Genomic DNA, 23877 nt, shown 5'->3' with positions numbered 1-23877 from the left:
ATGTTTCAACAAGGAGTGAGAATTATGACAACAAGACGCAAGTTTCTTAAGACCGCCGGCGTTGGCGCCATGGCGGCACCGCTGGCCACCCCGGCGCTGGCCCAGTCCACCATCAAATGGCGGATGCAGACCTATGCCGGCGCCGCGCTGGGTGAACATGTGATCAAACCCGCCATCGATATGTTCAACAAGATCGCCGGCGACCGGATGCAGATCGAGCTGTACTACGCCGATCAGCTGGTCCCCACCGGCGAGCTGTTCCGCGCCATGCAGCGCGGCACCATCGATGCGGTGCAGTCGGACGACGACTCGATGGCGTCCCCCACCGAAGTCACCGTGTTCGGCGGCTACTTCCCCTTTGCCTCGCGCTATTCGCTGGACGTGCCGGTGCTGTTCAACCAGTACGGCCTGAACGAGATCTGGGACGCTGAGTATTCCAAGGTCGGCGTCAAGCACATCTCGGCCGGCGCCTGGGATCCCTGCCACTTTGCCACCAAGGATCCGATCAATTCGCTGGCCGATCTGAAGGGCAAGCGGGTGTTTACCTTCCCGACCGCGGGCCGCTTCCTGACGCAGTTCGGCGTGGTGCCGGTCACCCTGCCCTGGGAAGACATCGAGGTCGCGGTGCAGACCGGCGAACTGGACGGCATCGCCTGGTCCGGCATCACCGAGGATTACACCGTCGGCTGGTCCAAGGTCACCGACTACTTCCTGACCAACAACATCTCCGGCGCCTGGGCCGGGTCGTTCTTTGCCAACCAGGGCCGCTGGAATGAACTGCCCGAAGACCTGCAGACCCTGTTCCGTGTCTGCTGCGACCAGTCGCATTACTACCGCCAATGGTGGTATTGGGGCGGAGAGGCCAACCTGCGCGTCAACGGCAGCGACATGAAGCTGACCACCATCCCCGACGACGAATGGGCACAGGTCGAAGACGCCGCAGTGAAATTCTGGGACGAGATCGCCGCAGAATCCGAAACCAAGGCAAAGGTTGTCGAGATCTTCAAGAAGTACAACGCCGACATGCAGAAGGCAGGCCGCCCCTACCGCTACAGCTAAGGGACCGGTTGAGCCACGGAATTTGGCCTGCCGCGCAGCGGGCCAAATTCCTTACCCAAGAAATTTGTCAAAACTTTTGAGGAAAAGTTTTGGCCCAAGCACGCAAAGGGCTGCTCATGCTCTCCTTCGATGATTTGAAATCCCAGGTCTCTTCGGGTCTGGTCGACACGGTTCTGGTGTGTCTTGTGGACATGCAGGGGCGGCTGATGGGCAAACGCTTCCACGCCAAGCATTTTGTCGCCGGCGCCTGGGAAGAGACCCATTGCTGCAACTACCTGCTGGCGACGGATCTGGAGATGGCAACGCCGGATGGCTATGCCTCGACCAGCTGGGAAAACGGCTATGGCGATTACGTGATGAAGCCGGATCTGGCGACCCTGCGCCCGGTGCCGTGGCTGGAGGGCACCGTGATGGTGCTGTGCGACGTGCTGGACCACCATACCCAAGAGGAGGTTCCGCACTCCCCCCGTGCGATCCTGAAACGCCAGGTGAACCGGCTCAAAGAAATGGGCTATGATGCCATGTGCGCCACCGAGCTGGAGTTTTTCCTGTTCGAGAAAAGCTTTGATGAAATCCGCCGCGCAGGCTTCCGCGATCTGGCGCCGATCTCGGGCTACAACGAGGATTACAGTATCCTGCAGACCTCCCGCGAGGAGCATGTGATGCGCCCGATCCGCAATCATCTGTGGGACGCGGGCCTGCCGATCGAGAACTCCAAGGGCGAGGCGGAGACCGGCCAGGAAGAACTGAACATCAAATACGCCATGGCGATGGACACCGCTGAGTACCACACCATCGCGAAACACGCGGTGAAGGAAATCGCCCACCAGCAGGGCCATGCGGTGACTTTCCTGCCGAAATGGAGCCACGACAAGGTCGGCTCTTCCTCCCATGTGCATCAGTCGCTGTGGCAGGACGGCAAGCCCGCGTTCCATGACCCGTCGGATGAGCTGGGCATGTCGCCGCTGATGAAGGCCTATATGGCCGGCCTGCTGAAATACGCGCCCGACTACACCGCCTTCATGGCGCCCTATATCAACAGCTACAAGCGGTTCATGAAGGGCACCTTTGCGCCGACGCGGATCATTTGGTCGGTGGACAACCGCACCGCCGGCTACCGCCTGTGCGGTGACGGAACCAAGGCGATCCGGGTGGAGTGCCGGATTCCGGGCTCTGACATGAACCCCTATCTGGCGATGGCGGGCATGCTGGCGGCGGGCATTGCCGGGATCGAAGAAGGGCTGGAGCTGCAGCCGCCGGCCAAAGGGGATGTCTACCAGGGCGACAGCGGCCTGATCCCCGGCACGCTGCGCGATGCAGCGGCGGCGCTGAAGGGGTCGGGAATGCTGCGCTCTGCCCTTGGCGACGAAGTGGTCGACCACTATGTCCGCGCGGCAGAGGTGGAGATCGAGGAGTTCGAACGCGTGGTTACCGACTACGAGATCGCGCGCGGCTTCGAGCGGGCCTGATCCGGACCCGGCGGACCGGGGGGCAGCCCCCGGCCCACCGGAGTATTTATTGACCAGAAAGAAGCAGGGGCGCCAGTGCCCCTTGGAATGGAGTTGATGGCATGGGCCAGACACTGAAGTGCATCTCGCCGATCGACGGATCGGTTTTTGCCGAACGCGAAACCCTGTCGCGCGAGGCGGCTTTTGACGCTGTGGCGCGCGCCCGCAGCGCCCAGACCGGCTGGGCCGCACGCCCCCTGCAGGAACGGATCGGCCTGGTGATGGCAGGCGTCGCTGCCGTTGGCGCGATGAATGACGAAATCGTGCCTGAGCTTGCGCATATGATGGGCCGCCCGGTCCGCTATGGCGGTGAATTCGGCGGTTTCAACGAGCGTGCCTCGCATATGGCGAAGATCGCAGTGGAGTCGCTGGCCGATATCGAGGTTGGCGAGGACGCCGGCTTCAAACGCTACATCAAACGTGTCCCGCATGGGGTCGTGCTGGTCGTGGCGCCCTGGAACTACCCCTATATGACCGCGATCAACACTGTGGCCCCTGCCCTGATCGCAGGCAATGCGGTGGTGCTGAAGCACGCCACCCAGACGCTGCTCGCAGGCGAGCGCATGGCGCAGGCCTTTGCATCTGCCGGGGTTCCCGCAGATGTGTTCCAGAATGTCTTTTTGGACCATGACACCACCTCGGCGCTGATTGCAGGGAAGGCGTTCAACTTCGTGAACTTCACCGGCTCGGTCGGCGGCGGCAAGGCGATGGAACGTGCGGCAGCCGGCACTTTCACCGGTGTCGGCACCGAGCTGGGCGGCAAGGATCCGGGCTATGTCATGGAAGACGCCGATCTCGATGCGGCGGTCGACACGCTGATCGACGGGGCGATGTTCAACTCCGGTCAGTGCTGCTGCGGCATTGAGCGGATCTATGTGCATGAGAGCCTCTATGACGCTTTCCTGGAGAAGGCGATTGCCATCGTCAAAGGCTACAAGCTGGGCAGTCCGCTGGATGCGGAAACCACCATCGGGCCAATGGCCAATGTGCGCTTTGCCGGTGAGGTGCGCAGCCAGATCGCCGAAGCGGTCGAGGCCGGTGCCGTGGCCCACATCGAAACCATGGACGGGGATGACGGCGGCGCCTATCTCACGCCCCAAATTCTGACGGATGTGACCCACGACATGCGGTTGATGCGCGAGGAAAGCTTTGGTCCTGTGGTGGGCATCATGAAGGTCTCCTCCGACGCCGAAGCCATTGAACTGATGAACGACAGTGACTTCGGCCTGACCGCGTCGCTCTGGACCCGCGACCTGGAGCGGGCACAGGCCGTCGGTGACCGGATCGAAACCGGCACCGTGTTCATGAACCGCGCCGACTACCTGGATCCGGGCCTGTGCTGGACCGGCTGCAAGGACACCGGCCGCGGCGGCGGCCTGTCCGTCATCGGCTATCACAATCTGACCCGTCCGAAGTCCTACCACCTGAAAAAAGTGGCAGGCTGAGGACACCCTGCCCGCTCCGAAGTCTCCTCCCGGAGCGGGCTGTTTGCATCAAAGGAAAACGACATGAGCCTCGTTGGAAACTGGTCCTACCCGACCGCAATCAAATTCGGCGCCGGCCGGATCAAGGAACTGGCCGATGCCTGCGCCGCAACCGGCATCAAGAAGCCCTTGCTGGTCACCGACAAGGGGCTGGCGGATCTGCCGGTCACCCAGTCTACCCTGGACATCATGGAGGCCGCCGCCCTGGGCCGGGGCATATTCTCGGACGTCGACCCCAACCCGAATGAGAAAAACCTGGAAGCCGGTGTCGAGGCCTATAAGGCGGGCGGCCATGACGGGGTGATCGCCTTTGGCGGCGGTTCCGGGCTGGATCTGGGCAAGATGGTGGCCTTCATGGCCGGCCAGACCCGCCCCGTGTGGGATTTCGAGGATATCGGCGACTGGTGGACCCGCGCCGACGCCGATGCCATCGCACCTATCATCGCGGTGCCGACCACCGCAGGCACGGGATCCGAAGTAGGCCGCGCGTCCGTAATCACCGACAGTGTCAGCCACCAGAAAAAGATCATCTTCCACCCCAAGGTGCTGCCCGCGGTGGTGATCTGCGATCCCGAGCTGACGGTGGGCATGCCCAAGTTCATCACCGCCGGCACCGGTCTGGATGCCTTTGCCCATTGCGTCGAGGCGTTCTCCTCGCCGCATTACCACCCGATGTCGCAGGGCATCGCGCTGGAAGGCATGCGGCTGGTCAAGGACTTCCTGCCGCGCGCCTATGCCGATGGCACCGATATCGAGGCCCGTGCGCAGATGATGAGTGCGGCCGCAATGGGGGCCACCGCCTTCATGAAGGGCCTCGGCGCCATCCATGCGATGAGCCACCCGATCGGGGCGCATTTCAACACCCATCACGGCACCACTAATGCCGTTTGCATGCCGGCCGTGCTGGAGTTCAACGCGCCGGTGATTGCTGACCGTTTCAACATGGCGGCGGCCTATCTGGGAATCGAGGGCGGCTTTGACGGCTTCCGCGCCTTCGTGCAGGAGCTGAACGATTCCCTGGCCATCCCGCGCAGGCTGGCGGATCTGGGCGTCACCGAGGCTGCGATCCCCGATCTGGTCAAAGGCGCGATCATCGATCCCAGCTGCGGCGGCAACCCGGTTGAACTGACTGAGACAAACCTGACCCAGCTGTTCAAGGCCGCGATCTAGCAACGGCTTTTATCCGTCAGAACTCAGCGCTCCCCGTCCGGCGGGGGGCGCTTTTGGGGGCTGAACGCCCCGTTAGCCGCTGAGATAGACCTTGTCTTTGGGGTGGTAGAAGATTTTCTGATTGTGCAGCCGGCCGAGAAGTTCGTGAATACGGCGCAACGTAATCTCGTCGCCATTGCCCGAAGCGGGCTTGGCTTCGGACAGCGCGTCCCTGGTGCGCTGCAAGGCTGTCTCGATCAGATCCATATCCTCGACGGACAGCGCAAACATCTCGTTGTACTGGGGCATCGGCATTCCTCCACCGGGTTGTGCTGAACTGGAACCAGGGTTTCAGGGTGCACCGGAGCGCGCCGCAAAGCTACAAAAATCCGCTGCCCGCCCCATTGCCGCCGGACTGCAGCTGCCGCTCTTTCAAGCTCATGGTGAGGACTACAGTGTGTCGCCAAGACTGATCGCCGGGCACAGCCGGTCGAATACCAGACTGTCCATGCCGCCGGCCTCGCGCGATTGCAGAATGACCCGTGCTGCCCGCTCGCCAATCTCACGGCGGCAGGCGTCCGTCGTGGCCAGCTGCTGCGGCATGCCCTGCAGGATCTGCAGATTGTTGAAGCCGGCAAGTGCAATGTCGCCCGGCACCGACAAGCCTGCGGCCAGGCAATGCATCAAGCCGCCAACGCTCATCACGTCACTGGAATAGTAGATGCAATCAAGATCCGGGGTGCGCGCCAGCATCTGCGCAGTCAGCTGGCGGCCGGTCCGGATCGCGCTTTCGCCGGCATAATGCTCAATATCGCAGAGGGCTACACCCTGGGCAGCCAGACCGTCGGTGAAGCCGTCAAACCGTTTGCGGGCGCGGAAGTCCTGCGGCATCTTGGTGCCGATGAAGCCGATCTTGCGGTAGCCGCAGGCCAGAATTTGCTCTGCCATGTCGCGGCCTGCCTGCAGATGCGAAATGCCGACGCAATGGCGGACCGGATCGCCGTCCACATCCATCACCTCAACCACCGGGCAGTCGGCCTGCTGCAGCATGCGCCGCGTCGTTCCGGTATGTTCCAGCCCTGCGACGATCAACCCGGAGGGGCGCCAGCTGAGCATTTCGCGGATAACGCCTTCCTCTTCCTCAAGATCATACCCCGACACCCCGACCACCGGCTTCAGCTGGCTGTCCTTCAGTACAGCGGAAATGCCCGAAAGCACCTCGGGGAAGACAAAGCTGTTCAGCGACGGCACCACCACCGCCACCAGATTAACCGATTGCGAGGACAGCGAGCCGGCAATCCGATTGGGCACATAGCCGTGGCTGCGGGCGATTTCCTCGACCTTGGCCTTGGTTTTGGCGGATACGTCCGGGGCACCGCGCAGGGCACGCGAAGCGGTCATCTCGCTGACGCCGGCCAGATGGGCCACGTCTTTCAGCAGCAGTTTCTTGGTCATGCCCCATGCTCCTGCACTTTGCTGGCAGCCGCAAGGGCCGCTCTGCCGCCTCAGGGGTTGATTTTTGTTTTCGTTAGCGATATCGGTATCGCAACCGTTATCGTTACCGGAATCGCCCGGTCCAGCAGCCAGAGGTGAGGCATGACACTGAGAATCGCAATCAACGGATTTGGACGGATTGGCCGCGGGGTGCTGCGGGCGCTTTTGGAAGGCGGCGGAAATGACATCGAAGTCGTTGCCATCAACGACCTGTCGCCGCCCGAGACCCTGGTGCATCTGCTGAAATACGACAGCGTGCATGGCCGCCTGAAGACGCCGGTGCTGCTGGCCGATAACCTGATCCGGGTGGGGCGCCACAGCATCCGGCTGAGCGCGATCCGCAACCCGGAAGAGCTGCCTTGGCAGGATGTGGATATCGCCTATGAATGCACCGGGCTATTCACAGCCCGCGATGATGCAGCACGGCATCTTAAGAACGGCTCCAAACGGGTGCTGATCTCCGCCCCCGGCAAGGATGCCGACCGCACCGTGGTATACGGCGTCAACCATATGGACCTGACGGCGGACGACGTGATTGTCTCCAACGCCTCCTGCACCACCAACTGCCTGGCGCCGCTGGCGCAAGTGCTGGACAGCGCTTTTGGCATCAAGACCGGCTACATGACCACGATCCACGCCTATACCGGCGACCAGCCGACCCATGACACCAGCCACAAGGATCTGTACCGCGCCCGCGCAGCTTCGCTGTCGATGATCCCCACCTCCACCGGGGCCGCACGGGCGATCTCCGAGGTGCTGCCGCATCTGAAGGGGCGGCTGGAAGGTTCGGCAATCCGGGTGCCCACCGCGAATGTGTCCGTGGTGGACCTCAGCTTTATGCCGGAACGCACCGCCACCGTGGAGACAGTGAATGCCGCGGTGAAAGCAGCGGCCGAGAGCGGGCTGGCAGGCATTCTGTCCTACGAAGAAGACCCGCTGGTCTCGGTCGATTTCAACCACGACCCCCATTCCAGCTGCTTTGCTGCAGCGCAGACTGCTGTCACCGCCGAAGGTCTGGTGCGGGTGGTCAGCTGGTATGACAACGAATGGGGGTTTTCCAACCGCATGGTGGACACCGGACGCCGCATCGGCGAGGTGATGAACTCCGTTCAGGTCGCCTTGGCAAGCTGACGGGGGCCTCCCGCCCGTCGTCCGGCACCCATGGGTGCCCTCCTCCCGTTGGGCCCGGCGCCGCGCTGACGCGCGGCGCTGCTGCGTTCTGCTGCCGCCCCGGTGCACCGGCAGCCGGACAAGGCCAGTCTGCACAGAAGCTGACTCCAGGATGCGCCGAAACAAACTCCGGGCCGCGAACCGCTGGCATACCGTGGTGAATTGCGCCAGAACAGACGCAAGACATCACCAGCTACAGGAGCCAGACCGGCGTGACCATCTCCCGTGAAACCGTCCTTGAGGCGCTCAAATCCATCGCCGACCCCGTCAGCGGCAATGATATCGTCAGCGCGGGCATCGCGCGCGCAGTGACAGTCGAAGGCAGCACCGTCCGTTTTGTGCTGGAGATCGATCCCGGCAAATCCGAGGCCTATGGCCCGGTCCGCGACAGGGCTGACGCTGCGGTGGCGGCGCTGCCGGGGGTGGAAAAGGTCTCGGCCATGCTGACCGCTCATTCGCAGAAGGCGCCGCCGGATCTGAAGCCCAAGCAGCCCGCCCAGGCGCAACAGCAGGCAGCACCGCAGAAGGTTCCGGGCGTGGCGCGGATCCTCGCGGTGGCCTCCGGCAAGGGCGGGGTCGGAAAGTCCACCGTCTCGGCCAATATTGCCTGCGCGCTGGCGATGCAGGGGCGCAAAGTGGGGCTGCTGGATGCTGACGTTTACGGTCCCTCGCAGCCGAAAATGCTGGGGGTGAGCGGGCGGCCGGCCAGCCCGGATGGCAAGACCATCCTGCCCCTGCGCAACCATGGTGTCACGATGATGTCGATGGGTCTGATGACCGGCGAGGACCAGGCGGTGATCTGGCGCGGCCCGATGCTGATGGGCGCGCTGCAGCAAATGCTGCTGCAGGTGCAATGGGGTGAGCTGGACGTGCTGATCGTCGACCTGCCGCCCGGCACCGGCGATGTGCAGATGACCCTGGCGCAGAAAACCCATGTGGACGGCTCCATCGTGGTCTCCACTCCCCAGGATGTGGCCCTGATCGATGCCCGCAAAGGCATCGACATGTTCCGCAAGATGAACGTGCCAGTGCTGGGCATGATCGAGAATATGTCGACCCACATCTGCTCGAACTGCGGCCACGAGGAGCATGTCTTCGGCCATGGCGGCGTGGCGCAGGAGGCGAAGAAACTGAATGTCCCGCTGCTGGGAGAGGTGCCGCTGCATCTGGATGTGCGCCTGGCCGGGGACAACGGCACGCCGATTGTGGCAGCACAGCCCGACAGCGCCCAGGCCAAGGTTTTCCTGGATATCGCCACGCAGCTGGTGGACGCAGGCGCTGCATAATCCTGCGCCCCCCGGTCAAGGGCCGCAAAGCGGCGGCGCGCAGCGCCGTTCACCCTTGAGGCGGAGATGGCTGGTTATACAACCGGCAAGGCGCTTGAAGGGCAGAATTGCCCATCAAGCGCTTCCTCAGCAGCCCTTCCTGCGCCGCGCAGCGGCGCCACGCCCAACTGTAACGTGCATTCTGCGGATGCGCCGAAACAGGCGGGAGCCTTCCGCTGTCTGCCGGACTGCCGGGTCTGCCATATTATTCCAGGATCGCTGCCACCGTCAGCGCCCGGGAAACCGGCAATGCTGCCTGCAAACGGGCCATGGCCTTTTCTCTGAAACGTCCGGGATCAGGGGAGCGGCAGGGCTCCGTCCTCCTGCGCCTTGGCCGTCTTGCGTTCGGCCGGCCCGCTGCCGCCTGTGATCACCTGCCGCCTGTGATCAGCTTCCGCCGCAGCCAGCCCGAGAACCAGTCCATCAGCATCACCATCAGAATGATCAGGGTGATGTAATATGCCACCTCCTCCCAGTCCTTTCGGGTGATGATCGCCTGGGTCAGCAGCAAGCCGATGCCGCCGCCGGTGATTGCACCGATGATGGTGGCCGAGCGGGTGTTGGATTCCAGAAAATACAGCAGCTGGCTCAGCAGCACCGGGGTGATCTGCGGGAGCACTCCGAACCGGTAGCGCTGCAGCGGTTTCGCACCGGTGGAGGCAACGCCCTCGATCTGCTTACGATCAATGTTTTCCAGCGCTTCCGAGAAGATCTTGCCGAACGTGCCGGTATCCGTCACCAGGATCGCCAGCGCACCGGTCAACGGACCGGGGCCAAAAGCGCGGGCCAGAACCACGGTCCAGATCAGCGAGTCCACCCCGCGGAAAAAATCGAACAGACGGCGCATGGCAAAACGCAAGGCACGCAAGGGCATGAAATTGCGGGTGGCGGCAAAGGCCAGCGGCAGCGCGATGACAGCTGCGCCAATGGTGCCCAGAAACGCCATCAGCAGAGTTTCGGCAATCGCCCAGGCCACGTCCTGGTGGCGCCACATCTTGTTGCTCCAGAACTCCTGAAAGATCGCCCCGGCCTCGCCTGTGGCCGCGCGCTGCAGCAGCTCCCCTGCCGCCATGCCGGAATAGGGGCTGTCGAGGGTGAAAAAGAACAGCTCCCATCCTGCGAAATAGCGGAACACTTCAGCCCGGTTCCGGGTGACAGTCAGGCGCCCGGCCCCGGTTTCGACCGCCAGCCGGTTTTTGGAAACGCTGATCCACTCCGGCACATCGCCCGCCGGCAATTCAGCCTGAACGCCTGCGCCGCGGATCGGGGTGGCGCGGACGGTGCCGTATCCGGGGATCGCATATTCGATGGTTTCCGGGCCAAAGGTGACGGTATGGCCATCCTCCAAGTCAATCACAGTGGTCTCACCCAGGGCAACCCAATCCGGCGCTGTGCCATCGGGGTAGGTGCCCTTGCGTTCCCCTTCAATCGAAACAGAAACCGCGCCGTTGCGGTTGTCGCGGGTCACATGCGTCTTGTAGCTGTAACTGTCGCTGACCAGGGTTCTGGCGTTCTCCAGGTTCGCTTTCTCCCACAGCCCGGGGACGTCAAAGGCCAGAAAAACATAGGTCAGATAGGCCAGCACCGCGGCGGGCAGTGCAAAACCCAGCAACCGCTTCTTCAAAAACAGCCTTGAGATATCCAGCTTCAGCTCGGCCGGGGTGAGAGTGGTATCGAAAGTGGTCATGCTGCTGCTCCATGGGTCAGACGGTCGCGCAGCAGGCCGGACAGCTGGTCGACGGCCACAATGGCGGCAAAAAGAAGGAGGAAAATTGCGGCGGCCTCATCGTAGCTCCCCTGCCCCCAGGACATGGCGTTCTTCAGCTCGTAACCGATGCCGCCCGCGCCGACAAAACCAAGGATGGCCGAAGCACGGATATTGATCTCAAACCGCAGCAGCGCATAGCTCACATAGTTCGGTCCGACCTGCGGGATCACCCCCAGCGTCATCCGCTGCACCCAGCCGGCGCCGACTGATGACAGGCCTTCCACAGGTTTCAGCGAGGCATTTTCATTCACCTCGGAAAACAGCTTGCCCAACGCGCCGGCGGTGTGGATGGCAATGGCGATCATCGCAGGCACCGGGCCGCCGCCCAGAACAAAAATCAACACCAGCGCAATGACAATCTCCGGAACCGCCCGGCAGATGTCGCTGATGCGCCGGAACAGCGGGATCAGCACAGGCCAGGGCGCCATGCCGCGGGTTGCCAGGAGTGACAGCAGGGTTCCGAACACCGCGCCCGCAAGGGTCGAGGCCGCGGCGATGTTCAGCGTTTCCACCAATGCTGGAAAGAAATGCACCAGATGGCCGGGCAGCTGGGCTGCCTTGTCGGCAGCTTCTGCCAGCACCTCGGCGGGGTAATCGAAGATCCGGGTGAACCCATCTGCGAAAGAGCCCGCATTGCGCGCATCGGCGGTGCGGAAACCCGCAGCCATCAGCGCGACAAAGAGGGCCAGAAGAATTCCGCCGTACAGCCGCTTGCGCTGGGTATGGGCGGTGTATTGCTGCCGGATGTCATCGATGCCCGGCCGGGCGGCTGTCAGATCTGCCATCTATGGGTCCTGGTCTTGAAGTGATGGCCGGTGCGGCGGCCATCAGGGAAATTGCGGGGCTTGGGGCAAGCCCGAAACCCCGCCAGGCACAGTACAGAAATTACTGGGATTTCAATTTGCGGGCTTCGATGATCAGCTCATAGGCATCATGGGTGATCGGCATCAGCCCGTTCGAGTCGCCGCCCAGCACATTGTACATGCAATCCGGGTCGATTGAGTTCATCGAGGCCAGCAGGCCGGTCACCTTGACCTTCACATCGGCCGGCAGTCCGCTGCGCAGTACAAACGGGCCTTCCGGGATCGGCGCCGATTTCCAGATCTCGACCATGTCGTTCATGTCGACAAGACCAGCGTCAACCGCACGGCGCAGCGCGCCCGACTGATAGCCGTCTTCCCATTCGCCCAGACCATCAGCCCAGGTCACGCCGCCATCGACGTCGCCATTGGCAACCGCGACGATGGTCTGTTCGTGGCCGCCGGTGAATTTGACCTCGCCGAAGTAGTCACCGGATTTCATGGTGGCGCCGATCTTGGCCGGAATCTCGATCGAGGGGATCAGGTAGCCGGAGGTGGAATTCGGATCACCGAAGCCGAAGGTCTTGCCCTTCATTTCTTCCAGCGAGCCGATGCCGCTGTCCTTGCGGGCAAAGCCGACCGAGTAGTAGCCATAGCCGCCATCGGTGTTCACCTTGACCAGAACCGGCTCAACCGCATCCGGGTCGGACAGGTAGGTCTTGGCATAACCCGATGCGCCCAGCCAGGCCATGTCGATGGTCCCGCCCAAAAGGCCTTGTATCACACCGTTATAATCGGCCGGGGCGAACAGCTTGGTTTCGACACCCAGCAGCGCTTCAGTTTGCTCACGCAGGCATTCCTGCATGCTGAGACGGTCCTGAGCATTCTCGCCGCCTACGATGCCGATGCGGAACTCTTTGATGCCCTCTGCCGCAACGGGGGCGGTCAGCGCCGTGGTTGCCAGAACGGCAGCGATCAGTTTCTTCATCTCATGTCTCTCCGGTTGCTCAGTCCCCGGGGAGCATTCCCCGGGAAGATGAAAAAAGTCAGGGGTTATTCGGCCGGAATGGCAGCGCGCCGCGCATCCGTCTTTGCCAGCGTTTCGATCTCGGTTGAGGTGGCCGCCTCGGAGAAGTCCTCCCCGGCGCCGTAAATCTCGCGGGCAACGCCGGTGGTCAGCTGTTCGGGCAGCCCGTCAAAGACGATGCGCCCGTCGCGCATGCCGACAACCCGGTCGCAATAGCGCCGCGCGGTGTCCAGGGTGTGCAGGTTGGCAATCACCGTGCGGCCGTCTTCCTCATGGATGCGGCGCAGCGCCTCCATCACGGTCTGGGCGTTCATCGGGTCAAGCGAGGCAATCGGCTCATCCGCCAGGATGAGCTTCGGGTCCTGCATCAGCGCCCGGGCAATCGCCACCCGCTGCTGCTGGCCGCCCGACAGCGCCTCGGCCCGTTTGGCGGCATGTTCGGCAATGCCGAGGCGCTCAAGGATGCTGATTGCCTTGTGTATGTCCGCCATCGGATACAGGTTGAACATCGTCGCCATCGCCGACCGCCGGTTCAGCGTGCCGTGCAGCACGTTGGAAACCACATCCATCCGCGGCACCAGGTTGAACTGCTGGAAGATCATCGCGCAGTCGGACTGCCAGGCGCGTTTTTCCCGGCCCTTCAGCCCGGTGATTTCGCGGCCTTCAAACAAGATACGGCCGCCGCTGGCGTCCTCCAGCCGGTTCAGCATCCGGAGCAGGGTGGATTTGCCTGCTCCGGAGCGGCCGATGATGCCGATCATGCAGGGTTTGTCGATGTCCAGCGTCGCGGTATCCACCGCAATCTTTCCGCTGAACCGTTTCGTCAGTTTGTCAATGCGCAACACCGGGGCGCTCCCTCTTCGTTCGGGGCCTGCCTAGCCCGCCCGGTCAAACTTGATGTGTCACTGCCGTGAAAGTTTTGTAACGCCGCCCCGCGCAGCCTGCGGGCGTGCGGCACAGGGTAACGGGCCTGCTGCGCATTCTGCCCCTGTCCACAGGGGCCGGGACGGTCTATACGGCCTTCGACTCCTCATTTCCCTCTGCAAAAGGAAGCTGCCAGATGTCCTTTGACCGCAAGATCAAGATCGCGCCCTCCATCCTCTCCGCCGATTTCGCCAACTTCGGCCAGGAGATCCGGGCCATCGAAGCCCAGGGCGCCGACTGGGTGCATGTGGATGTGATGGACGGGCATTTCGTGCCCAATCTCACCTTCGGCCCGCAGGCGGTGAAGGCGTTCCGCCCGCATGTGAAGACGGTGATGGACGTGCATCTGATGATCGCCCCGGTCGACCCCTATATCGACGCCTATGCCGATGCCGGCGCCGACGTGCTGACCGCCCATATCGAGGCCGGCCCGCACATCCACCGCACCCTGCAGGCGATCCGCGCGGCCGGCATGAAGGCAGGCGTGGCGCTGAACCCCGGCACCCCTGCGGAAGCGGTGGCGCACCTGCTGGACCTGACCGATCTGGTCTGCGTGATGACTGTGAATCCTGGCTTCGGCGGCCAGAAGTTCATCGACATGACCGCCAAGATCCGCAGCCTGCGTTCGATGATCGGCGACCGCCCGGTGCATATCGAGATCGACGGCGGCGTTGATCCCGCCACCGCGCCGCTGGTGGCCGAGGCCGGCGCCGACGTGCTGGTTGCCGGGTCAGCCGTGTTCAAAGGCGGCTCGGTCAACGCCCCCGAAGTCTACGGCGAGAATATCCGCAAGATCCGTGCAGCCACCGAAGGCACCTGGGCCTAAACCGCGGGGAACTCCCGTCAATCGCCAGGCGCATGCAAGAATGCGCCGCTCTTGTTGGGCCAGGCGCCGCGCGTTCCGCGCGGCGCTTGTGCGTGATACGGCCAGCGTTTGCGTGATACGGCCAGCGTTTGCGCGTCCAGCCCGGCACAGCCGGGCCGGAAGGGCGCCCGCCCCGGCTCAGCCGTCTTTATTCAGATCATCGAAGGGTTTTCCCTCCGCCACCAGCTGTTCAAGCAACGGTGCCGGCTGCCAGAAAAAATCATCTTCTGCCGCATAGGCCCGGATATCGGCCAGGATCCCGTCCAGACCCTGCAGATCGGCCCATTTCAAAGGTCCGCCCCAGAAGCGCGGAAAACCGTAGCCGAACAGCATCACCATATCCACATCCAGCGGCCGCCGCGCGATGCCTTCGCCCACCACCTTGGCGGCCTCATTGACCATGGCGCACATGTAACGGCGCAGGACTTCTGCGTCACTGAACTCACGCGGGGTGACGCCCTGCTGCTCCTGATCTTCCGCAATCAGCCCGGCCACCTGCGGGTTCGGCACGCCGCCGCGCCGGCCTTCCTCGTAGATATAGAATCCCTTGCCGGTCTTCTGGCCGAAATCGCCGCTCTCGCACAGCATCTCGTAGAAGCGCGGCACCCGCTCGCGCGGGTCGCGGGTGGGCGCGCGGCGCTTGCGGGCGGCCCAGTTGATATCCAGCCCCGCCAGATCGCCCATCGCAAACGGCCCCATCGGGAAGCCGAAACCGGTCACCGCCTGGTCCACCTGGTAGGGCGAGGCGCCGTCCAGCACCACATATTCCGCCGCCTTGCGGTAGGCATTCATGATCCGGTTGCCGATGAACCCGTCACAGATGCCGGAGCGCACCGCGACCTTTTTCAGCCGCTTGCCCAGGGCAAAGCCGGTGGCCAGCACCTCCGGAGCAGTCTTTTCGGCGACAACAACTTCCAACAGTTTCATCACATGCGCGGGGGAGAAGAAATGCAGTCCGATCACATCCTGAGGACGTGAGGTGGAGGCAGCAATCTCGTCGACATCCAGATAAGAGGTATTGGTCGCCAGCACCGCGCCCGGCTTGCAATGGGCATCCAGCTTGCCGAAGACGTCGCGCTTAACGCCCATGTCCTCGAACACCGCTTCAACCACCAGATCCGCTTGCGACAGCGCAGCATAATCGGTCGCCACAGTCAGCGCCCCGCCGGTCAGCCGGTCATATTGCGCCTCAGTGATCTTACCGCGCTTCAAGGCCCCTTTCAGGTTGCCTTCAATCCGGCCGCGGGCCGCAGCCGCGGCGTCATCGGTCATTTCAATCAGCACCACCGGCAAATCCGCCAGCAATGCGGCGGTGGCGATCCCCGCCCCCATGGTGCCGCCGCCGATCACCCCCATCGAGACAACCTCGCGCGGTTCAACACCCTCCAGCTCCGGCAGCTTGCTGACGGCGCGCTCCGAGAAGAAGGCATGGATCAGCCCCTGCCGCTGGTCAGAGCCCATCAGCTCCATGAACAGCGCGCGCTCACGTTGGAGCCCTGCCTCGAAACTCTCGGCCTCGACCGCTGCCTGCACCGCCCGCACGGCCGTGGCCGGCGACAGCTGGCCGCGCCCCTTTTTCAGCGTGGCCGCATAGGCCGCATCAAAATCCACCGCGTCCGGCGCCGGCATTTCGCCCACCGCCCGGCGCGGGGCGCCCTGCTCCAGCAGTTCCTGCACATAAGCCAGGCCGATCCCGCGCGGATCCCCCTCTTCGATCTTGTCGATAATGCCCTTTTCCAGCGCTTCCGCGGCGCCGAAGTGACGGCCGCTGGTAATCATCTCCAATGCCGCTTCGGTTCCGGCCAAACGCGGCAGCCGCTGGGTGCCCCCTGCACCGGGCAGAATGCCGAGGTTGACCTCGGGCAGCCCCATCTTGGCGGAGGGCACCGCAATCCGGTAGTGCGAGGACAAGGCCACCTCCAACCCGCCGCCCAACGCCGTGCCATGCATCGCCGAGACCACGATCAGCGGCGACGCCTCGATCCGGCTGCACAGGGCGGGCAGTTGCGGGTCCTTCGGCGGCCTGCCGAATTCGCGGATATCGGCGCCGGCAAAATAGGTCCGGCCCTCGCCGTAGATCAGCACCGCTTTGGCGCCATCCTGTTCCGCGCGTTCGATCCCCGCCAGCAACCCTTTGCGCACTTCAGCCCCCAGTGCGTTCACAGGCGGGTTCTGCGCCTTCAGAACAGCAACGTCACCCGCGCGCTCATATGCTATGGCTTCACTCATCCGGTCATCCTCTTGTTCCCAGGGCGGCGGCAGCTGCGCCCGGCTCTCCTCCGATTTGGCACGGCAGCCGAACCGGCGCCAAGCCCCAAAGGCAGCCAAAGGCCTGCAAAGCCCGCGCCAGAGACGCCCGGGCGCTGCAAATGCCGGCCATTCCAGCCATTACGTAACAGAAATATAGAAGCATTGGAACTTCTTGAAACGCATTATCAAGAGGCACAACCAATAGAAAAGGGGATTGGCTGTTCAGCCGGTCTTCACCACACCGCTGGCAATCCAGCTGTCCAGAATTTCCAGAGCCTTATCGGCAAAGGCTGCATCATTGATATGGCAGTCCAGATCATGCAGCACCGCATTCTCCGGGCAGAAGGCACGCATTTCATCGCAAAAGGCCGCCAGCCCTTCGCCATCATGCAACGGGGCACCGGGACGGTCCCATTCGTTGCACCCCCCGGCGGGCAGCAGCACGGCCACCGGCGCCTTGGCAGCGGCCAGTTTGCCGCAAACCGCCTGTGCCACCTGCCGCCGCTCGTCAGCATTCAGCAGGGCAGAAGTAAGCAGACGGTTGTGGGCATGGGTTTCCCGCCCTTTCAATTCAGCGGGCGTGTCCTGCCAGCCGGTGAAATCCACCAGATCGTAACAGCCCGGCGCCACCAGCTGCGGTATGCCCGCGCGGCCGGCATTGGTCATCCGGTCCGCCCCGGCCGATAATCCGCCGAACAGGTGGTTCGACACTTCCTGCGGGGCAAAATCCATCACCGCAGCAAAGGCGCCCTGCGCGGCCAGGCTTTCAAACGCCCGCCCGCCCATGCCGGTGGCATGAAAGACAGCCACCTCGAACCCGCGCGCCTCCAGCGCCGGTTTCAGCGCCACCATGTAACGCAGCACAGTCTTGCCGAATGACGTCATGCCGATCAGCGGCCGGTCGCGTTCGGGCGGCTCCACCGCCCGGGCCGCGCCCAGCACCGCGCCAGCAGCCTGGCTGAGCGATGCCTTGCAAATCGTGTTCAGCCCGTAAAGCCCCCCGGCCCAGAGGATCATCTGCACATCCGCCGGGATCCGCTCCGGCGGCATCAGCGGCGAAAACGCCACGGTAGAGACGATGTATTTGGGCACTCCCACCGGTAATGCCGCACATAGATCCAGCGCCAGATCGGTGCCCATGGTGCCGCCCAATACGATCACCCCGTCAATGCGCCCCTGCCGGTACAGCTCCTGCGCCACGGCCGCAGCGCCTGCGCCCATGATCTGCATGGCGGTGTTTTCATCGCCCGAGTCTATCGCCGCCCGGATCGAGCTGCCACCCGCCTCTGCCACCGCATGCTTGCTGACATCCGCGGGCTGGCTGGGATCCCCCAGCACGCTGACGTCCATCGTCAGGACACAACCGCCCTGCCCGCGGATCACCTCCGCCAGATAGCCCAGCTCCTCGTCTTTGGTGTCATAGGTTCCGGCAACCAGTATGGTCTTGTCTGCCACAGGCTTAATCTCCCGTCTGATCAGCTTCGCAAGGGCGGCTGTCGTCGCGCCCGGCGCTCTTCATCTTTGCCCGAATACTCCCGCCGGAGGCAGTTGGTTTTGCTCCGGCAGGACCTGCTTCACAGCTGGATCCAAGCTGTTTTCAGGTCGGTGTATTTGTCCAGCGCATGCAGCGACTTGTCATGGCCGTTGCCGGACTGGCCGACACCGCCCAGAGGCACCGTGTTATCAGAACCGCCATAAGTGTTCACATGCACCACGCCGGCGCGGATGCCCGCCACCATCCTGTGCGCGCGGGACAGGTTCGCGGTCCAAACACCTGCCGCCAGGCCAAAGTCGGTGGCATTGGCAAGGTTCAGCGCCTCCGCCTCGGTCTCGAACCTGGTAACCGCCAGCACCGGCCCGAAGACCTCGCGCTGGAACAATGCGTGATCCTGCGCCACATGGGTGACAATTGCGGGCGACATATAGGTGCCGCCGGTGTCTTCCAGAATGCGATGGCCGCCGGTGATGACCTGCCCGCCCTCGGCCCGCGCCATATCCATGAAGGAGAGGTTGCGGCGCAGCTGCTCCTCGGAATTCACCGCGCCGACATGCGTCTTCAGGTCCAGCGGATCGCCCACTCGCAGCGCCTCGGCCTCGGCCTGCAGCAGTTCAGCAAACTCATCATGAACCGACGCCTCGACCAGCAGGCGGGAACCGGCAATACAGACCTGCCCGGAATTGCGGAAGATGCCCGCGGCAGAGACCTTGGCCGCCTTGGCCAGATCCGGCGCGTCGGCAAAGACGATGTTGGGCGACTTGCCGCCCAGCTCCAGATAGCAGCGCTTGAGGTTGGACCGCGCCGAGGCCTCCAGCAGCTTGCGCCCCGTCGCGCCGGAGCCGGTGAACGCCAGCACATCCACGCCGTTGGACGCCGCCAGCGCGGCACCCGCCTCGGCGCCGGAGCCGGTCACCACATTCAGCACCCCGTCCGGCAGGCCGCACTCGGAACAGATCTCCGCAAGCCGGAGCAGCGTCAGCGAGGCGGTTTCCGCCGGTTTCAGCACCACCGAATTGCCCATCGCCAGCGCCGGCGCCAGCTTCCAGGCGCCGATCATCAGCGGGAAGTTCCACGGCACGATGGCGCCCACCACCCCCACCGGCATCCGCTGCACCAGCCCCAGCACATCCGGCGCGGTCGGCGCGACCTCCCCGGCAACCTTGTCCAACGCCTCGGCGTAGTAGCGGAATGTGCCCGCTGCCGATCCCGGCTCTGCCTTCAGCGCCATGCTGAACTCGGTGCCGTTGTCGCGCACGCCCAGCACCGCCAGTTCAATTGCCTCCGCTGCGATCCGGTCCGCAATCCTGTGCAGCACCTGTTTGCGTGCGGCGGGGCTCTGTCCCGCCCAGCGGCGGTCCTCAAACGCCCGCCGCGCCGAAGCGACAGCGTTGTCGACGTCCCTGGCAGAGGCGCCCTGCAGCGTGGTCAGAACAGATCCGTCAACCGGCGAAGCAACTTCGAGTGTCTGGCCCGAACCCGCTTGCCATGATCCTTCAAGAAAGAGTTTCTGCGGCGCCACATCAAGCTGCCGAAGCTTGTCGATGAGGATTTGGTCTGCCATTCGGCCTCCTTCAGTTCCTTCTGGTCCTTCAGCACCCGCAGGATATGGACCGCCAGAACGATGATGATGAGTAGAAACAGGATGAACGCCACCGGGCGGTCAATGAAGTCAAAGGGTTCCTTCACCCTTGCCATGGCCGCGCGCAGCTTCACCTCCATGATGCCGCCCAGAACCATGCCCAGGATGATCGGCACCGCGGGCAGCGACAGGCGTTTCAGCACATAGCCAAGGATACCAAACGCCGCCGCCATCACACAATCGGTGGCGGAATTGCGCAAACTGTAGACGCCGACAAAGCTGAGCGTCAGGATGCAGACCCCCAGGAACCGGTTGGGGATGCGCACCACCTGGATCAGCGACCGGGTGGCGAACAGCAGGAACAGCAGCACCAGCACGTTCAGGATCAGCAGCGCGAGGTACAGCGCCACCACAAAGTCCATGTCGTTCTGGAACAGCCCCGGCCCCGGCACCACGTTGTGCACGTAAAAGACCGACAGCATCATGGCCGTCAGCGCCTCGCCCGGGATGCCCAGCGCCAAGAGCGGCACCATGGCGGCGGCAGGCACAGCGTTGTTCGCGGTCTCCGCCGCGATCAGCCCTTCCGAGGAGCCATGGCCGAAATCCTGCGGCCGTTTCGAGGTTTTTTGCGCATAGGTGTAGGACATGAATTGCGCAGTGAATTCCCCCACACCGGGCACCATGCCCATCAGCACGCCAAAGGTAGCAGAGACTCCAGCCACCCGCGGATGGCGTGCCAGCTCGCGCAGGCCCTGGAACATGCCGCCGCGCAGGCGGGTCATGCGGACCTTCTCGTCCTCATCCGTCAGCAGCACAAAAGCCTGGGAAATGGCAAACAGCCCCAGCACCACCACAATGAGGTTGATGCCGCTGCCCAGAAAATCCTGCCCGAAAGTGTAGCGCTGGGTGTATTTCACCGGCTCCAGCCCGATGGTCTGCAGGAATATCCCGAAACAGGCCAGCGCCCCCGCAATCAGCGCCTGGCCGCGGTGGGCGACCACCACCAGGATCAGGCCCAAAAGTGCGGCCATGAAAATCTCGCGCGAGCCGAACATCGGCGCGATCTTTGCCAGCACCGGCGCAAACAGGATCAAACAGATGACCGAAAAGATGCCGCCGAAAAAGCTGGCGGAATAGGCCAGGCTCAACGCCCTTCGCGGCTCCCCCCGCGCGGTCATCGGGTAGCCGTCATAGGTGGTGAGCGCATTGACCGCGGTGCCGGGCGTATTGATCAGGATCGCCGGAATGGCGCCGCCGTACATAGAGGAGCCGTAGATCCCCAGCAGCACCGTCAGGCCCACAATCGGGTCCATCGAAAACGTCGCGGGCAGCAGGATGGCAATCGCCACCGCCGGACCGACTCCGGGGATCGCGCCGATCAGCACGCCGCCGACCGAGCCCGCCAGCAGCGCCAGCGCCACGTCCCAGCGCATCAGGATATCTATGGCAGACAGGATAAGGTCCATGGCGGGCACTCAGAGATAAAGAATGAAGAAACTGCGCAGCGGCCCCGGCAGATACTCGTACAGCATCGCGCCCGGGATCTTGACCGACAGGACGGCTTTGAACAGCACCACCACTGCCACCGCGAAGGCTAGGCTGATGCCCAGCATGAAGCGGCTGCGGTAGCCCATCCGCCAGCTGAGCAGCGGCATGAAGGCCAGTGTCACGGGCAGATAGCCAATGATCGGCACCAAGAGGACATAACCCATGAACCAGCCGGCAAATTCGAAAACCTGCGCCCAGCGCCTGACTTCCTGCAGGTCGTAACGGCTGACCCGCCGCCACGGCAGCCTGTACAGATGCAGCCCCCCCAGCAGCACCATGCCGCCAATGGCGACAGCGGGCCAGAACCGGGGCTGGGCAAAAAGCTTGGCCTTCTCGACCCAGGCGGTCTGCTCTGTGATCAGAACCAGCAGCAGCAGCGCCGCGCCCACCAGGAAGAGGGCAAAAACCAGCTGTCCGCGCCGCGGTCCGGCAAAACGGTGTTCACGTTCCGAAGGCATGTGTGACGTTCTTTGTCCGCGCGAGTTAAACGGCACCGGGTCCAATCAGACCCCGGTGCCGCGGGGGGGATTACTCCGACAGCAGGCCGCTGATACGGGCCATGGTGCCGATATCATTGGCAACCCGGGCGGCGCTGTCCCCGGCGTTTTGCCAGTAGACCAGCGCGCCGGTTTCCTTGGCAACGTTCTGCGCGCGTTCGCTCATCACCGTCTTTTCGGCCACGGCGATGATCTTGTCGCGCACATCCTGCGGGGTGTCCTTGGTCACGAACAGCCCGTTCCACAGGGCGATGTCCAGGCTCTTGTCCAGCTCGCCGATGGTCGGCGCATCGGGCGCCAGCGGGATACGCTCGTCGGTGATCGAGACCAGCACCTTGATGTCATCAAGACAAGGCAGCACCAGCTGCAATGTGGTGTTGATCACATCCGCATCTCCCGAGGCCAGCGTGTTGCAATCCAAGGCATCAAAGGCCGCGTCCGAGCCCCATTCGAAACCGGCGTTCTTGGCATAGGCCTTGGTCACCTGGGTCGGGGTCAGCACATCGCCGAAATGGCCCAGCGCCACGTCGTTTTCCTTGGCATAGGCCGCCAGCTCTTCCATCGAGCTGTAGGGCGCATCACCCGAGGTCGCGATTACAAAGGGATAGGTCAGGAAGATCCCCAGAGGGTCGAATTTCTCAGGCGTCAGCGGCGGGATGTCGATCTGGTGGCCCATCACCGGCACGCCGATCACAAAAGAGCCGACGGTGTAGCCATCGCTCGGCGCGTTGGCGACTTCAATGGCGCCGGGGAACGGCCCGCCGCCGCCGCCCGGCTTGTTCACGACAGCTGCCGCAACACCGTATTCGTTCTGGAAATCCTCGGCGATCATCCGCGTCAGCACGTCCTCCAGATCACCCGGCGGCCACGGCACGATGAAATTCACCGGCTTTTCCGGATAGTCGGCCTGCGCCGCAACCGCGCTCAGCCCCAGTGCCGCCGCAGCGGCGGCCCCTTTCATGAGGATTTTGAGTTTCATGACTTTCCTCCCAGTTTTCATTCCGGCTTTTGCCGATGGTTCATTATTCGAACCCATGGTTTGAATTTAGATTGACAGCCCACTCCGTTATCTGTCAAGAAAATTGCATCCAAGGTGCGTCGTTTTCCGAAGGCGCCACCTGCCAAGATCAAACAGGGAGAATGGACAGGCGCATGGGAACGGTATCCAAAGCCTTGTCATTACTGACATATTTCAACCACGGCCGGACCGGGATCGGGCTCAGCGACCTCACCCGCCTGTCCGGCATGAACAAGGCCACGGTCTACCGGATGATGAGCGAGCTGCAGGACTCAGGCTTTGTCGAACAGACAGACGGCGATCGCATGTACAGGCTCGGACCGCAGGTTCTGCGTCTGGCCGCCCTGCGCGAGGCGGCGGTTCCGATTCTCTCCGTTTCCCGCCGGGTGCTGCGCGATCTGAGCGACGAGACCGGTGAAACAACCCACCTCTCGCTCCTGCAAGGCAGCCAGCTGAACTCCCTGTCGCACGCCTATTCGCCGCGCCATGCCACCAAGGTGATGATGGAGGACGCCGAGGTTCTGACCTTTCACGGCACCAGTTCCGGCATGGCGGTGCTGGCCTATGCCGACCCCGGCTTTGTTGACGCGGCGCTGGCGCAGCCATTGCAGGCCCACACACCTGCAACGCTTACCGACCCGCAGGAAATCCGCGCCCAGCTGGCAGATGTCCGCCGCGCCGGCATGGCGCAATCCATCGGCGGCTTCGAGGCGGATGTGCATTCCCACGCAGTGCCGGTCTTCGGCCCCGACCGCCAGGTGATCGGGGCGCTCGCCGTGGCCGCGCCGGTTTCCCGCATGACCCCGGAACAAACACAAGGGATCCCCGCGGCCCTGCGCCGCGCGGGCGCCACCCTCACCCATCGCATCGGCGGCTCGGCGCCTGCGGACTATCCGCAGGACAGCGCCGCCTGA

Annotated in this window: 20 protein-coding genes; 8 read left to right on the top strand and 12 right to left on the bottom strand. The window is 63.5% G+C overall.

Translation table 11 applies throughout. The features are described from left to right. Positions 1-24: 24 nt before the first annotated feature. The 4 genes from METH_RS03545 (at position 25) to METH_RS03530 (ending at position 5221) form a co-directional block, all read left to right on the top strand. Positions 25-1059, top strand: a complete 1035-nt coding sequence (locus METH_RS03545) for a TRAP transporter substrate-binding protein (RefSeq protein ID WP_024089046.1) — start codon at positions 25-27, stop codon at positions 1057-1059. A 116-nt stretch (positions 1060-1175) separates the two neighbouring features. Continuing rightward, the gene (locus METH_RS03540) at positions 1176-2528 is read left to right on the top strand and encodes a glutamine synthetase family protein (RefSeq protein WP_024089045.1); all 1353 of its coding nucleotides are present in this window, start codon (positions 1176-1178) and stop codon (positions 2526-2528) included. 101 nt (positions 2529-2629) lie between these two features. Beyond that, on the top strand, positions 2630-4012 hold the full coding sequence (locus METH_RS03535) for an aldehyde dehydrogenase family protein (protein WP_024089044.1): 1383 nt from the start codon (positions 2630-2632) through the stop codon (positions 4010-4012). 63 nt (positions 4013-4075) lie between these two features. Next, positions 4076-5221, top strand: a complete 1146-nt coding sequence (locus tag METH_RS03530) for an iron-containing alcohol dehydrogenase (protein WP_024089043.1) — start codon at positions 4076-4078, stop codon at positions 5219-5221. A 72-nt stretch (positions 5222-5293) separates the two neighbouring features. Here the strand turns inward: METH_RS03530 and METH_RS03525 are convergent, their stop codons facing one another. Next, on the bottom strand, positions 5294-5509 hold the full coding sequence (locus METH_RS03525; protein ID WP_024089042.1) for a hypothetical protein: 216 nt from the start codon (positions 5507-5509) through the stop codon (positions 5294-5296). Positions 5510-5650: 141 nt separating this feature from the next. Beyond that, positions 5651-6655 carry a LacI family DNA-binding transcriptional regulator gene (locus METH_RS03520; protein ID WP_024089041.1) on the bottom strand — a complete coding sequence of 335 codons (1005 nt, stop codon included), beginning with the start codon at positions 6653-6655 and terminating at the stop codon, positions 5651-5653. A gap of 141 nt (positions 6656-6796) precedes the next feature. Between METH_RS03520 and gap the strand changes: the two genes are divergently transcribed. Both gap and METH_RS03510 read left to right on the top strand, forming a co-directional pair. Continuing rightward, positions 6797-7825, top strand: a complete 1029-nt coding sequence (gene gap, locus METH_RS03515; RefSeq protein ID WP_024089040.1) for a type I glyceraldehyde-3-phosphate dehydrogenase — start codon at positions 6797-6799, stop codon at positions 7823-7825. Between the two features lie 251 nt (positions 7826-8076). Continuing rightward, a complete protein-coding gene (locus tag METH_RS03510) occupies positions 8077-9150 on the top strand; it encodes an Mrp/NBP35 family ATP-binding protein (RefSeq protein WP_024089039.1) in 1074 nt (357 codons plus the stop codon). Positions 9151-9559: 409 nt separating this feature from the next. On the opposite strand, the gene phnE (METH_RS03505) is transcribed toward METH_RS03510, so the two are convergent. The 4 genes from phnE (METH_RS03505) to phnC all read right to left on the bottom strand — a co-directional run bounded on the left by phnE (METH_RS03505) (position 9560) and on the right by phnC (position 13629). Next, positions 9560-10876: a phosphonate ABC transporter, permease protein PhnE gene (gene phnE, locus METH_RS03505; RefSeq protein WP_024089038.1), complete on the bottom strand. Its 1317-nt coding sequence runs from the start codon at positions 10874-10876 to the stop codon at positions 9560-9562. Further along, positions 10873-11742, bottom strand: coding sequence for a phosphonate ABC transporter, permease protein PhnE (gene phnE / locus METH_RS03500; protein ID WP_024089037.1), 870 nt, complete (start codon positions 11740-11742; stop codon positions 10873-10875). Before phnE (METH_RS03500) ends, phnE (METH_RS03505) begins: the two co-directional genes overlap by 4 nt. A gap of 100 nt (positions 11743-11842) precedes the next feature. Next, positions 11843-12745, bottom strand: a complete 903-nt coding sequence (gene phnD / locus METH_RS03495; RefSeq protein ID WP_024089036.1) for a phosphonate ABC transporter substrate-binding protein — start codon at positions 12743-12745, stop codon at positions 11843-11845. Between the two features lie 65 nt (positions 12746-12810). Continuing rightward, positions 12811-13629 (bottom strand): phosphonate ABC transporter ATP-binding protein, encoded by an 819-nt coding sequence (gene phnC, locus METH_RS03490; RefSeq protein WP_024089035.1) that lies wholly within the window; start codon positions 13627-13629, stop codon positions 12811-12813. A 215-nt stretch (positions 13630-13844) separates the two neighbouring features. Here phnC and rpe point away from each other — a divergent pair, with 215 nt between their 5' ends. After that, a complete protein-coding gene (gene rpe / locus METH_RS03485; RefSeq protein WP_024089034.1) occupies positions 13845-14534 on the top strand; it encodes a ribulose-phosphate 3-epimerase in 690 nt (229 codons plus the stop codon). A 177-nt stretch (positions 14535-14711) separates the two neighbouring features. Here rpe and METH_RS03480 read toward each other — a convergent pair whose 3' ends face one another. The 6 genes from METH_RS03480 to METH_RS03455 form a co-directional block, all read right to left on the bottom strand. Next, on the bottom strand, positions 14712-16802 hold the full coding sequence (locus tag METH_RS03480) for a 3-hydroxyacyl-CoA dehydrogenase NAD-binding domain-containing protein (protein ID WP_024089033.1): 2091 nt from the start codon (positions 16800-16802) through the stop codon (positions 14712-14714). Between the two features lie 243 nt (positions 16803-17045). After that, entirely contained in the window at positions 17046-18278 is a 1233-nt protein-coding gene (locus METH_RS03475; protein ID WP_024089032.1) for a Tm-1-like ATP-binding domain-containing protein, read from the bottom strand. Between the two features lie 119 nt (positions 18279-18397). After that, entirely contained in the window at positions 18398-19840 is a 1443-nt protein-coding gene (locus tag METH_RS22940) for an aldehyde dehydrogenase family protein (RefSeq protein WP_084013754.1), read from the bottom strand. Next, entirely contained in the window at positions 19747-21366 is a 1620-nt protein-coding gene (locus METH_RS03465) for a tripartite tricarboxylate transporter permease (RefSeq protein ID WP_024089030.1), read from the bottom strand. The genes METH_RS22940 and METH_RS03465 overlap by 94 nt, the downstream gene beginning before the upstream one ends. A 9-nt stretch (positions 21367-21375) precedes the next feature. Next, positions 21376-21906, bottom strand: a complete 531-nt coding sequence (locus METH_RS03460; protein WP_024089029.1) for a tripartite tricarboxylate transporter TctB family protein — start codon at positions 21904-21906, stop codon at positions 21376-21378. Positions 21907-21976: 70 nt separating this feature from the next. Beyond that, positions 21977-22924, bottom strand: a complete 948-nt coding sequence (locus METH_RS03455) for a tripartite tricarboxylate transporter substrate-binding protein (RefSeq protein WP_024089028.1) — start codon at positions 22922-22924, stop codon at positions 21977-21979. A gap of 173 nt (positions 22925-23097) precedes the next feature. Between METH_RS03455 and METH_RS03450 the strand changes: the two genes are divergently transcribed. After that, positions 23098-23877: an IclR family transcriptional regulator gene (locus METH_RS03450; protein WP_024089027.1), complete on the top strand. Its 780-nt coding sequence runs from the start codon at positions 23098-23100 to the stop codon at positions 23875-23877.

It is taken from the genome of Leisingera methylohalidivorans DSM 14336, from assembly GCF_000511355.1.
GTDB lineage: Bacteria > Pseudomonadota > Alphaproteobacteria > Rhodobacterales > Rhodobacteraceae > Leisingera > Leisingera methylohalidivorans.
This window is presented reverse-complemented; position numbering and strand designations above follow the sequence as displayed.

What these genes read in the sequence shown, in the direction of transcription:
- METH_RS03545 (WP_024089046.1), top strand. Translation starts at nt 25, where the DNA reads ATGACAACAAGACGCAAGTTTCTTAAGACCGCCGGCGTTGGCGCCATG.
- METH_RS03540 (WP_024089045.1), top strand. Translation starts at nt 1,176, where the DNA reads ATGCTCTCCTTCGATGATTTGAAATCCCAGGTCTCTTCGGGTCTGGTC.
- METH_RS03535 (WP_024089044.1), top strand. Translation starts at nt 2,630, where the DNA reads ATGGGCCAGACACTGAAGTGCATCTCGCCGATCGACGGATCGGTTTTT.
- METH_RS03530 (WP_024089043.1), top strand. Translation starts at nt 4,076, where the DNA reads ATGAGCCTCGTTGGAAACTGGTCCTACCCGACCGCAATCAAATTCGGC.
- METH_RS03525 (WP_024089042.1), bottom strand. Translation starts at nt 5,509, where the DNA reads ATGCCCCAGTACAACGAGATGTTTGCGCTGTCCGTCGAGGATATGGAT.
- METH_RS03520 (WP_024089041.1), bottom strand. Translation starts at nt 6,655, where the DNA reads ATGACCAAGAAACTGCTGCTGAAAGACGTGGCCCATCTGGCCGGCGTC.
- gap (WP_024089040.1), top strand. Translation starts at nt 6,797, where the DNA reads ATGACACTGAGAATCGCAATCAACGGATTTGGACGGATTGGCCGCGGG.
- phnE (WP_024089038.1), bottom strand. Translation starts at nt 10,876, where the DNA reads ATGACCACTTTCGATACCACTCTCACCCCGGCCGAGCTGAAGCTGGAT.
- phnE (WP_024089037.1), bottom strand. Translation starts at nt 11,742, where the DNA reads ATGGCAGATCTGACAGCCGCCCGGCCGGGCATCGATGACATCCGGCAG.
- phnD (WP_024089036.1), bottom strand. Translation starts at nt 12,745, where the DNA reads ATGAAGAAACTGATCGCTGCCGTTCTGGCAACCACGGCGCTGACCGCC.
- rpe (WP_024089034.1), top strand. Translation starts at nt 13,845, where the DNA reads ATGTCCTTTGACCGCAAGATCAAGATCGCGCCCTCCATCCTCTCCGCC.
- METH_RS03480 (WP_024089033.1), bottom strand. Translation starts at nt 16,802, where the DNA reads ATGAGTGAAGCCATAGCATATGAGCGCGCGGGTGACGTTGCTGTTCTG.
- METH_RS03465 (WP_024089030.1), bottom strand. Translation starts at nt 21,366, where the DNA reads ATGGACCTTATCCTGTCTGCCATAGATATCCTGATGCGCTGGGACGTG.
- METH_RS03460 (WP_024089029.1), bottom strand. Translation starts at nt 21,906, where the DNA reads ATGCCTTCGGAACGTGAACACCGTTTTGCCGGACCGCGGCGCGGACAG.
- METH_RS03455 (WP_024089028.1), bottom strand. Translation starts at nt 22,924, where the DNA reads ATGAAACTCAAAATCCTCATGAAAGGGGCCGCCGCTGCGGCGGCACTG.
- METH_RS03450 (WP_024089027.1), top strand. Translation starts at nt 23,098, where the DNA reads ATGGGAACGGTATCCAAAGCCTTGTCATTACTGACATATTTCAACCAC.